Origin of the sequence: Spirosoma flavum (genome assembly GCF_042686045.1) — a bacterium.
Taxonomy (GTDB): domain Bacteria; phylum Bacteroidota; class Bacteroidia; order Cytophagales; family Spirosomataceae; genus Spirosoma; species Spirosoma flavum.
The window spans coordinates 291,560-305,856 of the sequence record NZ_JBHUOM010000019.1; the positions used below are offsets into that span (position 1 = coordinate 291,560).

11 protein-coding genes are annotated in these 14,297 nt (G+C 47.9%); 3 read left to right on the plus strand and 8 right to left on the minus strand.

Annotated features, from left to right (window positions below):
* The first annotated feature begins 14 nt into the window (after positions 1-14).
* Together ACFS25_RS18270 and mgtA are read left to right on the plus strand one after the other, a co-directional pair.
* Entirely contained in the window at positions 15-2,606 is a 2,592-nt protein-coding gene (locus ACFS25_RS18270) for a cation-translocating P-type ATPase (protein ID WP_381503903.1), read from the plus strand.
* 99 nt (positions 2,607-2,705) lie between these two features.
* Positions 2,706-5,255, plus strand: coding sequence for a magnesium-translocating P-type ATPase (gene mgtA / locus ACFS25_RS18275; protein WP_381503905.1), 2,550 nt, complete (start codon positions 2,706-2,708; stop codon positions 5,253-5,255).
* Between the two features lie 124 nt (positions 5,256-5,379).
* Here the strand turns inward: mgtA and ACFS25_RS18280 are convergent, their stop codons facing one another.
* Positions 5,380-7,428: a tetratricopeptide repeat protein gene (locus ACFS25_RS18280; protein WP_381503907.1), complete on the minus strand. Its 2,049-nt coding sequence runs from the start codon at positions 7,426-7,428 to the stop codon at positions 5,380-5,382.
* 113 nt (positions 7,429-7,541) lie between these two features.
* Between ACFS25_RS18280 and ACFS25_RS18285 the strand changes: the two genes are divergently transcribed.
* Entirely contained in the window at positions 7,542-8,429 is an 888-nt protein-coding gene (locus tag ACFS25_RS18285; RefSeq protein ID WP_381503909.1) for a DNA/RNA non-specific endonuclease, read from the plus strand.
* Between the two features lie 14 nt (positions 8,430-8,443).
* Here the strand turns inward: ACFS25_RS18285 and ACFS25_RS18290 are convergent, their stop codons facing one another.
* The 7 genes from ACFS25_RS18290 to ACFS25_RS18320 form a co-directional block, all read right to left on the minus strand.
* Entirely contained in the window at positions 8,444-9,526 is a 1,083-nt protein-coding gene (locus tag ACFS25_RS18290; RefSeq protein WP_381503912.1) for a fatty acid desaturase family protein, read from the minus strand.
* 162 nt (positions 9,527-9,688) lie between these two features.
* The gene (gene gnd, locus ACFS25_RS18295) at positions 9,689-10,585 is read right to left on the minus strand and encodes a phosphogluconate dehydrogenase (NAD(+)-dependent, decarboxylating) (protein ID WP_381503913.1); all 897 of its coding nucleotides are present in this window, start codon (positions 10,583-10,585) and stop codon (positions 9,689-9,691) included.
* Positions 10,586-10,654: 69 nt separating this feature from the next.
* Positions 10,655-11,014 (minus strand): VanZ family protein, encoded by a 360-nt coding sequence (locus ACFS25_RS18300; protein WP_381503914.1) that lies wholly within the window; start codon positions 11,012-11,014, stop codon positions 10,655-10,657.
* On the minus strand, positions 11,011-11,736 hold the full coding sequence (gene gldF, locus ACFS25_RS18305; protein WP_381503916.1) for a gliding motility-associated ABC transporter permease subunit GldF: 726 nt from the start codon (positions 11,734-11,736) through the stop codon (positions 11,011-11,013). Before gldF ends, ACFS25_RS18300 begins: the two co-directional genes overlap by 4 nt.
* An 80-nt stretch (positions 11,737-11,816) precedes the next feature.
* A complete protein-coding gene (locus tag ACFS25_RS18310; protein ID WP_381503918.1) occupies positions 11,817-12,338 on the minus strand; it encodes a DUF4199 domain-containing protein in 522 nt (173 codons plus the stop codon).
* A gap of 10 nt (positions 12,339-12,348) precedes the next feature.
* Positions 12,349-12,900 (minus strand): DUF4199 domain-containing protein, encoded by a 552-nt coding sequence (locus tag ACFS25_RS18315; protein ID WP_381503920.1) that lies wholly within the window; start codon positions 12,898-12,900, stop codon positions 12,349-12,351.
* Positions 12,897-14,255 (minus strand): dihydroorotase, encoded by a 1,359-nt coding sequence (locus ACFS25_RS18320; RefSeq protein WP_381503921.1) that lies wholly within the window; start codon positions 14,253-14,255, stop codon positions 12,897-12,899. The genes ACFS25_RS18315 and ACFS25_RS18320 overlap by 4 nt, the downstream gene beginning before the upstream one ends.
* Between the last annotated feature and the right edge of the window lie 42 nt (positions 14,256-14,297).

Sequence of the window (14,297 nt, forward strand, 5' to 3'; positions counted from 1 at the left end):
CAACGGCTCCTTCTATGGATTACCACGTAGTATCGGTTGCCGACGTAGCCCAATCGCTGAAGACCTCACTAACTGGACTTGACCCGGCAACAGCCCAGCAACGGCTGGCCGAATACGGCAAAAATCAGATTGAGGACGCCAGAAAGAAAACCGTCTGGCAATTACTGCTGCATCAGTTGACGGATTTTATGATTTTAGTACTCATCGCGGCTGCCATTATATCGGGACTGGTTGGCGAGGTGAACTCTACGTATGTTATTGTAGCCATTATCCTGCTCAATGCGCTCGTCGGCTTTATTCAGGAGTACCGGGCCGAAAAGGCAATGGAAGCACTCAAAAAAATGTCTGCCAATCAGGCACAGGTGCTACGAGATAATCAGGTTAGCAAAATAGAAGCCTCTGACTTGGTTCCCGGTGATGTGACGCTACTCGAAGCGGGTAATATTATCCCCGCCGATGTCCGTTTTATCGAGACGCACGCGCTCAAAGTAGATGAATCGTCGCTGACGGGAGAGTCAACCAACGTCGAGAAAACCTCGGACGTACTACCTCCCGGCGAGTACCCGCTCGGCGACCGGTTGAATATGGGATACAAAGGTACGTTCGTCACCAATGGTCGGGCTTCAGCCTACGTGATGGGCACTGGCATGAATACCGAATTGGGTCGCATTGCCAAACTGATTCAGACCGACGAAACTGCTACACCCTTACAGAAGCGATTGGCTGGCTTTGGCAAGGGATTGTCAGCGGCTGTTCTTGTGATCTGTGGTATCTTTTTTGTTGTCGGCTGGCTTCGGGGTGAACCACTGTTGAATTTACTTCTGGTCTCTATTTCGCTGGCCGTTGCCGCCATTCCCGAAGCCCTGCCCGCCGTAGTCACCGTCGCTTTGGCGTTGGGTGCCAAGCGATTGGTAAAAAGCAACGCGCTCATTCGTAAGCTGCCCGCCGTAGAAACGCTGGGGTCTGTCACCTACATCTGTACGGACAAAACGGGCACCCTCACACTCAACAAAATGACGGTTCAGGAGATCTACGAATCGCCGACGTTTACGTTACCCGTTCTGGGCGACGGCAGTGGACTGATGACTGCGATGGCGCTTAACAACGATGTGGTCAAAGACCATGACGGAAATTGGCTCGGCGATTCTACCGAAGTGGCGCTGGCGCAGTACGCTGCGGGTAAAAAATATGAGCGCACCGCCCTGGAAATTCAGTTTCCCCGCATCGCCGAATTACCATTCGACTCGCAACGAAAATGCATGACCACATTGCATCAAACTCAGCAAGGCGTCTTGTGCATTACAAAAGGAGCCGTTGGGGTATTATTCGAGCAACTTGAAGCCAGCCAAAAAGCGGAGATTCCCGATCTGGAACGACGTGTCAACGCGATGGCCGAACAGGGGTACCGAATGCTGGGCTATGCAGGCAAACTACTGCCCGAAATGCCCCAGGATGTAGTGCCCGCCACCATCGAATCTGGCTTAACCTTCATCGGCTTTACCGGCCTGATCGATCCGCCACGCGACGAAGCCCGGCAAGCCGTGGCCGAATGCAAAGAAGCGGGTATCATTACGGTGATGATTACCGGCGACCATAAATTGACGGCTAAAGCAGTAGCCGAAAAGCTGGGAATTATTTCGTCGGTCGATGATTTGGTCCTTACCGGAACGGAGCTGGCTAGTATGGATGAGGTTAAATTTGATACCATTGTGGAAAAAGTTCGGGTATATGCCCGAGTCGATCCGGCACAAAAACTACGCATTATCAACGCCTTACAAGCCCGGCACCAATTCGTGGCCATGACCGGCGATGGTGTAAACGATGCCCCGGCCCTTAAAAATGCTGATATTGGTATTGCTATGGGCATCAACGGAACGGAAGTTTCCAAAGAAGCTGCGCATATGATTTTGCTGGACGACAACTTTGCAACCATCGTTAAAGCTGTTGAACACGGGCGACGGATTTTCGACAATATTTTAAAATTTATCCGCTACATCATGTCTGGCAATGCGGGTGAAATCTGGTCGATCTTTCTAGCTCCTTTTTTCGGTTTACCCATTCCGTTGCTGGCAATTCATATTCTGTGGATCAATCTGTTGACGGATGGCCTGCCCGGTCTGGCAATGGCCTACGAGCCATTAGAAGCGAACAGTATGAAACGCCCACCCATTGACCCAAGGCAAACCATTTTTGCGGATGGACTGGGCTGGTTTATTCTGTGGGTCGGTTTGCTAATTGGTGCCGTTACCATCGGCATTGAGGCTTGGGCTATACGTAGTGGAATTCCGCATTGGCAAACGATGACGTTTACTGTTCTCTGTTTCAGTCAATTAGGAAACGCTCTGGCGATTCGTTCCCGCAAGGAATCTGTTTTTAGCATCGGCCTGTTATCTAATAAACCAATGTTAGGGGCAGTGGGGCTGTCTGTAGTACTTCAGCTACTGATTATCTACACGCCTTTCTTCAATAATCTCTTTGGTACTCAGCCGTTGACATTGACTGAATTAGGGATAACGGTGGCCGTTTCGAGCCTTGTTTTCTGGGCGGTTGAGTTCGAAAAACTGATTAGACGTAAGCGGGCTCCCAGCCCAACCGATCCTGGTTGAGATGGAAGCTTAAGCTGAATTAGTTCAACCAGTGCACCAAAGCAAGCAAACTGCCCCGTTTTTCTATCCCCGAAAGACGTACTAAATCAGCTACACTCAATGAAATTATCTGAGAAATCCAGTCCGGCTACTGATGGTCTATTAACTTTTTGGGCTTTGCCAGCCAACGATGTACTGACGCGACTGAATACGCTCGAAACGGGACTGACCCAGAAAGCTGCGAAGGAAATCCAACAGATAGTCGGTCTTAACCTGATTAAGCCGACCGATAAGCCGTCGATATTGGAGTTGTTCTTTCGTCAGTTCAAGAGCCCAATTTCCCTTATTTTGATCGCTGCGGCCATATTGTCGTTTTTCCTGCGTGACATTACAGATGCCGTTATTATCCTGATTATCATACTGATCAGTGGGTTGCTTAGTTTTTGGCAGGAACAGAGCGCATCGAATGCCATGCAGCAGTTGCAGTCCATTGTCATCGCCGAAACGACCGTCCGGCGAGATGAAAAAGAGACCGAACTACCCGATGAACAGCTAGTGCCGGGCGATATACTCACGCTACGCTCGGGAGATTTAGTACCCGCCGATTGCTATTTGTTATCGTCCAATGAATTGTTTGTCAATGAAGCGACATTGACTGGCGAAACGTTTCCTGTCGATAAACAACCTGACCTTCTGGACACAACCACGCCGATAGCTAAACGGCGAAACACGTTGTTCATGGGTTCCAGTGTGGTTAGCGGTAGTGGTACAGCCGTGGTCGTACATACGGGTCTTACTACAGAATTAGGCCATATTGCTGAACGGATTAATGCCGCCCCGCCCGAAACTGATTTTGAGCAAGGCATCCGCCGATTTGGTTATCTACTCATGGAAATAACCTTGATTTTGGTGATCCTAATTTTTGCCATCAATGTCTTTTTACACAAACCGGTGCTGGATGCATTCCTGTTTTCCCTGGCTATTGCCGTGGGATTAACGCCCCAGTTGTTGCCCGCTATTATCAGCATTAATCTGGCAAAAGGAGCCAGCCGGATGGCCACACAACAGGTGATTGTCAAACGATTATCATCGATCGAAAACCTGGGCAGTATGAATGTGCTTTGCTCCGACAAAACCGGTACGCTGACCGAAGGTGCTGTTAAAGTAGATCGAATCATTGACATTAACGGCCAGCTTTCGCCCCGTGCCGGACTACTGGCCAAGATCAACGCACAGTTGCAACAGGGGTTTCATAATCCAATCGATGTGGCTATTATCGCGTTCGTGCCCACCGATATTTCGACATATCCGCGCGTAGATGAAACGCCGTATGATTTTATCCGTAAACGGTTAACGATTCTAACCGAGGTCGATGGACAGACGATCATGGTGACCAAGGGAGCCCTGCAAAACATATTGGATGTCTGTCAATTTGTGGATACCGGCGGGGCTACTCCCGTGGCATTAGCCGATTATCTGGCTACTATTCAAAGAACATTTCAGGAGCTGAGTACGAAGGGATTTCGAACGCTGGGTCTGGCGACTAAAAATACCAATGGCAAACGGATCATTGACAAAACGGACGAAACTGGAATGACCTTTCTAGGATTCATTACGCTGTTTGACCCACCCAAAGCTGGTATTTCGCAAACGCTGGCGACACTAACAAGGCTGGGTATCCAGCTTAAAATGATTACGGGCGACAACGCACTTGTGGCCAAAACCGTAGCTCAAAATATGGGCATTGACTGCCCGGAAGTACTGACGGGTTCTGCTCTACAGAAACTTAGTGTGGAAGCCTTGCGGCACAAAGTGGTCGAAACAAATGTATTTGCCGAAGTTGAGCCAAATCAGAAGGAAAGTATCATTCTGGCACTAAAAAAAGCCGGATACGTAGTCGGTTACATGGGCGATGGCATCAACGACGCGAGTGCGCTACACGCAGCCGACGTCGGCATTTCAGTTGATTCAGCCGTGAACGTGGCCAAAGAATCCGCTGACATTGTGCTATTAAAAAAGGATTTGAATGTTCTCATTGATGGAGTTCGGGAGGGCCGCCGGACATTCACAAACACCATGAAGTACATATTTATGGCAACCAGTGCCAACTTCGGAAATATGTTTAGCATGGCCGGGGCGTCTATATTTCTCCCCTTCCTGCCACTGCTGCCAGTGCAGATTCTATTGACTAATCTTCTGACAGACCTACCAGAAATGACTATTGCGTCGGACAATGTAGAACCAGCGGCTATCGAAAAACCAGCCAAATGGGATATGCGCTTCATCCGGCGTTTTATGATGACGTTTGGACTGCTGAGTTCGGTATTCGATTACCTGAGTTTTGGCGTGTTGCTGTGGCTATTCAAGGCTAACGAAGCCTTATTTCAAACGGGCTGGTTTGTTGAATCGGTTATGTCGGCCTCGACCATTGTACTGGTTGTCCGCACCAGAGAGGTATTTTATCGAAGTCGTCCGGGTAAATGGCTACTGCTAGCTACCGCCCTGATTGTAGGAGTTGTTTTGCTATTACCCATTAGTCCACTGGCGAGTTTATTTGGTTTCACGGCGATGCCCCTGTCTCTGTACGGAGTTATTATAGGGGTGGTGGGTTGCCATGTTCTGTCGGCAGAATGGTTGAAACACTGGTTTTACAGGACGTATAAAAAGTAGTTCATCAAAGAAACAAACAGCATAACAAACGTTAGATAGTGCACGATGAGACGCCGATTATAAAACGCAAATAGACCCAGTCTTGCTGAAAAGATCGGGTCTATTTGCGTTCTCAAAAAATGCGTCAATACTTGTTAATCACCGAATCTGGCAGCACCGTCACGTCTATACCCGTTGCTTTTTGCAAATTTGCGCGATTATTCTGACCGTCTACATAGGCTGGATTTACTACCATCGAGCGGTTGTAATAGTATGAAGCTAGTTCCAGTTTCCGCCGGTTATTTTGGGCAAACCCTTCACCCTGATAAATCACACCGAGGTTGTTATAGGCTGGAGCGTAGGCATTTGCTGCCCGAATCGTCTGTTTATAATAGTATTTAGCCGAATCAACGTTAGGCGTAATTTTCTGAAACACGTAGGCCATTGAAAAATACGCTTCGCCGAAATTAGGATAAATCCGAGTTGACTCCTGTAAGTGATCGAGTGCCCAACGGCCATGTTTGTTGGCATGAGCAATGTTGGTATCAATCAACACCTGCGCCTTTTTGATTTGATCGGGCGATGGCTTTGGCTTGATCGCGTTCGTGGCAGTAGCAATCGAATCAGATTTGGCGCGGTCTCTAAGTCCCTTCTCAATCCACTCGTTGGCCACATGTCGTTGCACCTGACAGCTATTTGGCGCATAAGGCAACGCCGAGTTAAAGAGAACAAAATTGTTTTCCCAATCGCGGTTACGCTCAACTGTTTTGAATGAATACAGCCCAGCCACCACAGCCATTACGCCCAACAACGGAGCATAACGAACTAACGAAGGTCGTAACGATGATGCGTTGGCACCATCGGTGGATTCGCTTGCGTTACGTACCAGTACCTTTTGCAAGGCCCAGATAAGCACAAAGCCAAAGCCCATAACGGCTGCATAGGAAAAGCGTTCGGCAAAAATACCCCCCCGAATCCAGATAAAGCCCAACCCCGGAGCCATGGTGACAAAGAACCAGAATATACCGAAGCCCCAAAGTGTGCGTTTAACAAACCCTTTCCAGGCCAGCCAGAGTAAGCCCAAAAATGTGAAAAAGCCAGCCCATGTCAATAAATCACCTTTGCCGCCTGATGGGATTACGTTATAGGAATAATCATAGACTAACGGATGGGGTAAAACCAACAAACGGATATAGTATTCCAGAAACTTAAACATGGTGGACTTCTGCGTCTTCTCGATGGCATACGGATAATTGGCCCAATCAACTGGCGGAGTACCGCTCAGCGTACCAATCATTTTCTGCTTCTGGTAAAAGAATAGAACTGCTACGATCAGAAAAGGCCAAACGCTAATTAATGATTGCCACACATTCCGGCGGGCAAACCAATACTGCATGGCTGGAATCAGGGCCAGGCTGACAATAGAGGATTCTTTAGACAGAAATGCCAGATAGAGCGATACACAAGCCCCGGCAATCCAACCCCACTGCTTGGTTTCCAGATAGCGCCAGTAGGACAACAGCATCAACGAAATAAACAGAAAACTCAGTATTTCGTCGCGACCCTTAATATTGGCTACAATTTCGGTATGAAGGGGGTGCGCAATGAAAACTAAACCAATCAGGAAGGCAGTAATTGTCTGGTTAGCCAGCCATTTTTGGAGTAATACACCAACAACTAAACCCGTCAAGCCATAAAGACCAGCGTTGATCATGTGGCTAATGTTCGGGTTGTCCTTGAAATATTCCTGCTCAAGGGCAAATGTGATCAGCGATAAAGGCCGGTAGTAGCCCAGCGATATATTACTGAAGTGCCAAAACTCGGTGCGAAGCAGGTCGGGAATACCAGCGATACCTTTTTTTACGAACAGGTTTTGCCCAACAGCCGCAATGTCGTCGAGCGCGTATTGATGCCCAAACGTATTGATGTACAACGCGAAACCAAGTAAAGCCAGAACAGCCGGTGGCCACCATTCGACCAATCGCTTGCTAATTGGCAGGTCGGATGCAGCCGGTGAACTGGCCGCATTTGAAGCCGCAGGGCGCAGCGGGGGACGCTGAGCTACGTCACCCGAACGAGCCGAGCCGGGTCGGGCCGAATTAGTTGAGGGAGTCGAAGCTGGTTTGGGAGTGACCGACCTTTCCTGGGCTGGACGCGAATTCTCATGGCCCGATGGTTGCTTTTTTTTAGCCATAACAGCAGATAAATCGTCTATTTTAGGTCAATCAAGTTAATTATTTACTTAATTTCATCAAGTAAACTGAAGAGAGAATCAATACATTTATGGTTTATCAAAGTTCCGTAAGAATGTCAGCAAAACCAATGCAAAGTCTGCATCAAGTTAAAACAATTGTTTTAGCATTCGCCCTTGGGCTATTGCTAAACAGTTGTCGTACTGTGCATCCGTCGGTACCAACAGTAGGTAATCATCCTGCTAATCTCAGCCGAATCGACAATCTCGCTCTTGGCAATCCGAGCGGAGCAGCGGGCAATGATCAGAACAACTACCTTATCACCCGTGCCCAGTATGTGGTGTCGTATAATCGTAGTCGAGGCATTGCCAACTGGGTAAGCTGGCACTTGAGTTTGGCTTGGAAAGGTGATAGTCGTCGAACCAACGATTTCCGACCCGACCCGTTAATACCTATGGGCTGGTATACTGCCCGTTCATCCGATTACACGAATACTGGCTTTGACCGGGGTCACCTTTGCCCTTCCGACGACCGGGATGTAACTCCTGAAGACAATGCGGCTACTTTTCTCCTAACCAACATCGTGCCACAAGCACCTCGGCATAACCGCGAGGTCTGGAAATATTTAGAAGAATATGAACGACAGCTAATGAATAGCGGCAATGATGTCTATATTATTGCTGGTGCCAGCGGCACAGGAGGCACCGGGCAGAACGGCTACGCTGCATCGCTGGTCGGTGGTAAACTGACCGTTCCAGCCACGCTGTGGAAAATACTGGTTGTAGTACCGGCCACTAGCGACAGTACGTTTCAGATTACGGCCAACACCCGCGTTATTGCCGTAAACATTCCCAATAATCAACTGGCAGCCGATAAACCCTGGCGCGCTTACATAACCAGTATAGACGATCTGGAAAATCTCACCGGCTATGACTTTCTATCGAACGTACCAGTCGAGATTCAGCGAATTATTGAAAAACGGATTGACGGCGGCAACAGTTGAAAAGTTCAGTAAGTCTACGCGGCTACAGCAACCTCTACCATTGCCGGAACTCCATTCTTCATAGGGATACGTTGTGTACGTCGACGTAAAAGCGCAATTGCATCGCTTTCATCGGCAAACGTACCATTCACATTAATCATATGCTGAGCTAACACATCATATTTCTTACGCATCAGCAAGAAGAAAACTTGTCCGAAGTCTAATCCATCGAAGATAATAGCTTGATTTTTAGCGTATTTATCAATCGTTTTCAGGAAAAATGTTGGGTGCTCACTCCAGTGCATAGCGGGCCGAACGTGATGACTAATGTGGTAGCCGTCATTCCAGCACTTTTTGTTGTAATGTACATTAATACAGGTGAGGCTGTTTTTATAGGCATTACCAGGATCGTCACCATCTACAAAAGCGTGTTGCGTCCAGTTACCAACCATAGCAATAAGCCGGTAGATGACAAGCGGCAATAAGAATACCAATACCGTAGCGGGCCAGCTTACAAAACAAAGCGCAATACAAACTGCACCGAAGACAAGCTCCCCCGTCATAGCGCGGATGGCTAATTTGGGGCGATTTTTACGACGAAGGTAAGTCAACATATTTCGCACACCCACGACGAAGAACCGGCCAAAATAGGCGATAAAACTCTGAACACTATCGCGTTGGAACGTCATTGTGCTGCTGTCATCTTCTTCAAGGTTATTCTCAGGATGGTGCATGCCGATGTGGTGGCTGTAATAAGTCTCGGGCGTATGACCAAAAAACGGAGCAAGTACCCAGGGCAGGTAGTAATTCATCCAGTTGTATTCGGACTTAAAAAACTGCCGATGGCTCGTACAGTGAAGCATCAAACCGAAGGGCCCTTTGACGCCGAACGTACTAAAGCCAAAATGTAAAATTGCCACTGTAACCCATGCCCAACCCGTCAGGAAAGGCATAAATAACAAGACACTTAGGGGAATGAGCGTTAGACTAATGCGGATAGTGAGATAAATAAAGGGCAGATCACGCTCATCTTTAATATACTGAAGAAAAAAACGGTCAAGTTTAGTATAATCCCGCCCCGTGAATGTGGGGTCCTGGATCGTGCTCAATACCTTCATGAATGATTACGGTATATACAAATATTGTGGTTAAGGAAAATAGGAAAAAGGTTCGAATAGCCTCGATTTCGATGTAGACGATAATCGAAACTATTCGAACCTTCTCGTAAAACTAACGAAAAAAAAGGAATTAAATTAAACTATACTTCGTTTAAATGGAATTTATTTTTTCTCAACGGCGTGACCACCAAACTCATTACGCAAGGCGGCTACCACTTTACCAGTGAATGTATCGTCCTGCAACGAGCGATAACGAGTTAACAACGACATAGCGATAACGGGTGTTGGAACGCCCAAATCGAGGGCTGTTTCCAGTGTCCATCGGCCTTCGCCAGATGAGAACATCCGGCCCTTTATTGACTCCAGTTTTGGGTCATTGCTAAATGCATGTTCAGTCAGTTCCATCAACCAGCCACGAATAACCGAGCCATGACTCCACATTTTCGCGACAGCTTCAAAATCGAACGGAAACGGACTTTTCTCTAACACCTCAAAGCCTTCAGCGATGGACTGCATCATGCCATATTCAATGCCGTTATGCACCATTTTGGTGAAGTGACCGCTACCGGCAGGTCCAGTGTATAAATAGCCATCCTCAACTGAGATATCCCGAAACACACCATGTAGTGGTTCAATCACGTCGGCATCGCCCCCAACCATGGTGCAGGCTCCGTTCAGCGCACCACTAATTCCTCCGCTGGTGCCGCAATCTAAGAAACCAATGCCTTTTTGTTTGAGATAATCGTGCCGCCGGACAGAATCTTTATAGTGTGAATTACCGCCGTCAACAACTACGTCGCCCGCTTGCATCACCGTTAGCAGTTGCTCAATAACTTTATCGACTAGTGGACCAGCCGGAATCATCAGCCATAAAACGCGTTTTTCGGGCAGCGCATCATAAAGCTCCTGCAGCGTGTGGGCTCCCTGCGCTCCTTCGCCTTTAATGGCTTCAACTAATACTTCGTTGATATCGTAGCCAACAACAGTATGGCCATGTTTTACCAGGTTACCGACGAGGTTGAACCCCATCTTTCCTAAACCAATGAATCCAATATGCATAACAATCAATGATTTGAGCGGTTAAATTGGCGATTTTTCCTGAATGCCAGTTCTCCCAGTTGATAGAATTTAAAAACTATAGTTTGGAAACAGCCGACGCCAGACCTGAGCCAGCAATACGCCTATACCCGTTCCTACACAGTCGGCAAAAAGATCGAGCCAGTCAGCACTACGATTAATGGGCAAAAAATACTGAAGAACTTCGATAAGAGCACCGAAAAGCACCCCGGCAATAACCACGCTTATTATTGAAGACCCTACCAGTCTCCACAGTCCGGCAAACAAGGCAAATATAGCAATGTGTAACACTTTGTCATTCCAGGTTGCTAACTCATCTGGTACCTGTTCGTGAGGAGTCAGACAACCAATCAACATAATGACCGTCCAGATAATAGCCAGCCAGCGCAGTAAGGTTGGGGTAATTTTCATTTAATTAATTTTAGCCCATTGGCTGTAAGGAGTAGAAAAAGAAAGATAAGACTAAGTAAATAAACAACGTTGCGAGAGTCGATGATGCCGCGCCCAAGTGCTCGGTATTGCTCATCCAGCGCAAAAATAGACAAGTAATAAGATAAGCCGCCCACTATCGACAAACCCGCCAGCGCACTCAACCCGATATAGAGAAGAAAGCAAAAAAACACACCTAGCACAAACGCAACAACCTGATTATCATTTATTGATGATGCCCACAAACCAATAGCTACAAACACCCCAGCCAATAAAACCAAACCGATATAAGACCCAAGTACACCAGCCGAATCAATATTACCAATGGGCGAACCGAGTTGATAAAGGGTAAGGTAATACAGCAACGTTGGCAGAAGTGTCAGGATAACAAGCAGCCAACCCGCCAGAAACTTCCCCCCGACTATACCCCACCGACTAACGGGTTTGGTCATTAACCATTCGAGCGTGCCGGAGCGCACTTCGTCGGCGATGGAACGCATCGTAACGGCGGGCACCAGAAATAACATCACGTAGGGCGTAAGGTTGAAAAAAGTACCCATGTCGGCATAGCCATTTTCCAGCAGGCTCGTATCAGGAAATACCCATAGCAGTAGCCCTACCGCCGTCAGGAACACGCCCATAATGATGTAGGCGATGGGCGATGAAAAGAATTGATTGATTTCTTTACGAAAAATGGCCAGCACGAAAGAGAAACGATTTAGGATACTCGGTTTTTCGACTATCGTTGTACGTACAGGTAGAGTCGGAAAACCATAAGCTCATTCTATTCAAACGGATTAGTTTTGTTCCGGCGTATGAACGCAGCAACGATCAGTGACAGCAGAAAGCCAATGAATAAGGTTCCGAATACGCCTGCAATGAATGTAAAGCCCGGCGACTGGAGCTTCTGCGACCATTCCATTGCCTGATCAATTGATTCGTCGGACATGGTACCCTGTTCTTCCATTTTTTCACGAGCCTGCTCAAATGCCTTTTGTTGAATTGTAGGGTCGATAACTACATTATAGAAGGTAACGAACGCAGACGACAGTATTCCAGCCACCGCCGACGCGAGTGAACCAACACTAAGTCCTTCGCCATAGGCCATGTAGCCAGCATTTAGCGATCGATAATCCCGCATTGCTATAATCAAAAAAGCAACCATAGCCCCGATAGTCAGCCCACTAAACCAGGGATTTGTAGCCTGGTCTGTCAAATACATAACCAGCGTAATACCCATCAGCGCAAGGCCAAGAATAGCACCCCATTTCAGGGCAACGAGAGCGGAAGAAGGTTGTTCATTCATGTCTAGTAAGTTACTGCATTACACTGTAATCCTGTTTGCGGAAAATAAGCGAAATAATAAGTACGGGCAGCACTGCCAGGGCTGTTTTTTTTGTCAGTTCGTCAGGCAGCAAAATACCGGGCTGCATCGTTAGCACTTTATCCCACTGTTTGGCGAACGTTTCAGGACCAAACTGGTCTGTAATTTGGCTTTTCCCGTCAAGCAAAAGTTTTTTAGAGTTAGTTACGTATTCGGCAAAGACACCTGGGTCAACCTGTGTCACAAACAAATAAATAAGCCAACCTGTTATCAAGGCCGCCATGGTATTAAGTACATAACCAATGGTTAGCCCCTCCCATAAATGCAACTTTCCATGACCTATGTGCTTTCGGTAGTACCAGATTGTCGCTATCATCATGATAATATGGATACCATAATCTAATACGCGTATGTTACCAAGAGCCGGTACCCCAAGGGCATACAGGGCCAGAAAATAGAGAAAACAAAGCACACCCGTTGCTAGCCCGGCAAGGAGCGGAATTTTCAGTAACGGATGCCCAAAATAATTTAACATACTTTTCATGCTGTAGGATTGAATTGGCCGTGGTGTACAGTGCCAATAACGCGGCCAGTGAGCGTTTGACCCAGAAATGGTGAGTTTTTCGATTTAGAGAATGTCCGGTCGTAGGTCCATGTACCGGCGGGGTCGAAGAGTGTCAGGCTGGCGGGTTGCCCCTCGGCAATAGTGACTGCCGGAAGCCGCAAAATTTGCCGGGGCCGACTCGTGAGTTTTTCAATAAGTTGCGCCAGTGGCAGGTCACGGTTGTGCGTGATAGTAATGGCGAAGACCGTTTCAAGACCCGTAATACCAAACTCGGCCTGATCGAATTCCAGGTTTTTACTTTCGGCGTCCTGTGGTGTATGATCCGATACAATAGCATCGATGGTGCCATCGGCAAGACCCGCCCACAGAGCAGATACATCGCCGGGCAGCCGAAATGGCGGATTTACTTTCAAATTCGTATCGAAGTCAGCCAGTGCCGAATCGTCGAAAACAAGTTGGTGGGCCGCTACATCACAACTTACGGGCCTGCCCTGCGCTTTCGCCTGCCGAATCAGGTCAACGGAACGAGCCGTAGAAATAGTGGAAAAATGCAGAATTGAATCAACTGGCTGTGCTGTGATTCCAACCTGTGTTTTTACAGATTGAGAACCCGGTTCAGATGAATGTCGCTCCTCCTTACCCGTTGTTTCATTACCTAACACATAATCCAGCAACCGTAAATCGCGCTCAACCATAAGTTCCTCGGCTAAGCTAGGTATTCCCTTCAGACCCAGTAACGTGCTTTGAATCCCCTCGTGCATCTGCCCAAATTGGGTTAGGAGTGTTTCTTCGGGACGATTCATCAGCAAGCCATTGATGGGTTGTAGGTATTGCAGTGTCTTGAGAAACAGATCAGGATTTTGGAGCGTGTGATGCCCATCCGAAAACGCTACAGCACCCGCATGGTGCAAGTCGAGCATCTCCGTGAAGTCTTCCCCAGCCGCTTTTACTGTCACGGCGGCAATGACGTGAATACTCACGGGTTGACCTTCTGCCATACGACGAACATAGCCCAGCGTCCCTTTGGCATCGATAACAGGCTGCGTATTTGGCAACACGGCAATATCAGTGAAGCCACCAGCCGCAGCGGCCCGGCTTACACTCGTCAGGTCCTCTTTATGTTCATAACCGGGGTCTTGAGCCGTCACACGCATATCTACCCAACCAGCAGAAACGTGCAGATTAGCGTCCTCGACTACCCGAACATCAGCCTCAACGAACAGATCGACGCCTATTTGGCGAATCAGGCCATTTTCGACCAGAATATCACGCACCTGTCCATCGAACGATGAGGCAGCATCAACAATACGGGCAGAACGAATCAGGAGTTGCATGGGTAGTTCCCCGCACCTTTTTCCAGAGGGAAGGGCCGAGGT

What these genes read in the sequence shown, in the direction of transcription:
- ACFS25_RS18270 (WP_381503903.1), top strand. Translation starts at nt 15, where the DNA reads ATGGATTACCACGTAGTATCGGTTGCCGACGTAGCCCAATCGCTGAAG.
- mgtA (WP_381503905.1), top strand. Translation starts at nt 2,706, where the DNA reads ATGAAATTATCTGAGAAATCCAGTCCGGCTACTGATGGTCTATTAACT.
- ACFS25_RS18280 (WP_381503907.1), bottom strand. Translation starts at nt 7,428, where the DNA reads ATGGCTAAAAAAAAGCAACCATCGGGCCATGAGAATTCGCGTCCAGCC.
- ACFS25_RS18285 (WP_381503909.1), top strand. Translation starts at nt 7,542, where the DNA reads ATGTCAGCAAAACCAATGCAAAGTCTGCATCAAGTTAAAACAATTGTT.
- ACFS25_RS18290 (WP_381503912.1), bottom strand. Translation starts at nt 9,526, where the DNA reads ATGAAGGTATTGAGCACGATCCAGGACCCCACATTCACGGGGCGGGAT.
- gnd (WP_381503913.1), bottom strand. Translation starts at nt 10,585, where the DNA reads ATGCATATTGGATTCATTGGTTTAGGAAAGATGGGGTTCAACCTCGTC.
- ACFS25_RS18300 (WP_381503914.1), bottom strand. Translation starts at nt 11,014, where the DNA reads ATGAAAATTACCCCAACCTTACTGCGCTGGCTGGCTATTATCTGGACG.
- ACFS25_RS18310 (WP_381503918.1), bottom strand. Translation starts at nt 12,338, where the DNA reads ATGAATGAACAACCTTCTTCCGCTCTCGTTGCCCTGAAATGGGGTGCT.
- ACFS25_RS18315 (WP_381503920.1), bottom strand. Translation starts at nt 12,900, where the DNA reads ATGAAAAGTATGTTAAATTATTTTGGGCATCCGTTACTGAAAATTCCG.
- ACFS25_RS18320 (WP_381503921.1), bottom strand. Translation starts at nt 14,255, where the DNA reads ATGCAACTCCTGATTCGTTCTGCCCGTATTGTTGATGCTGCCTCATCG.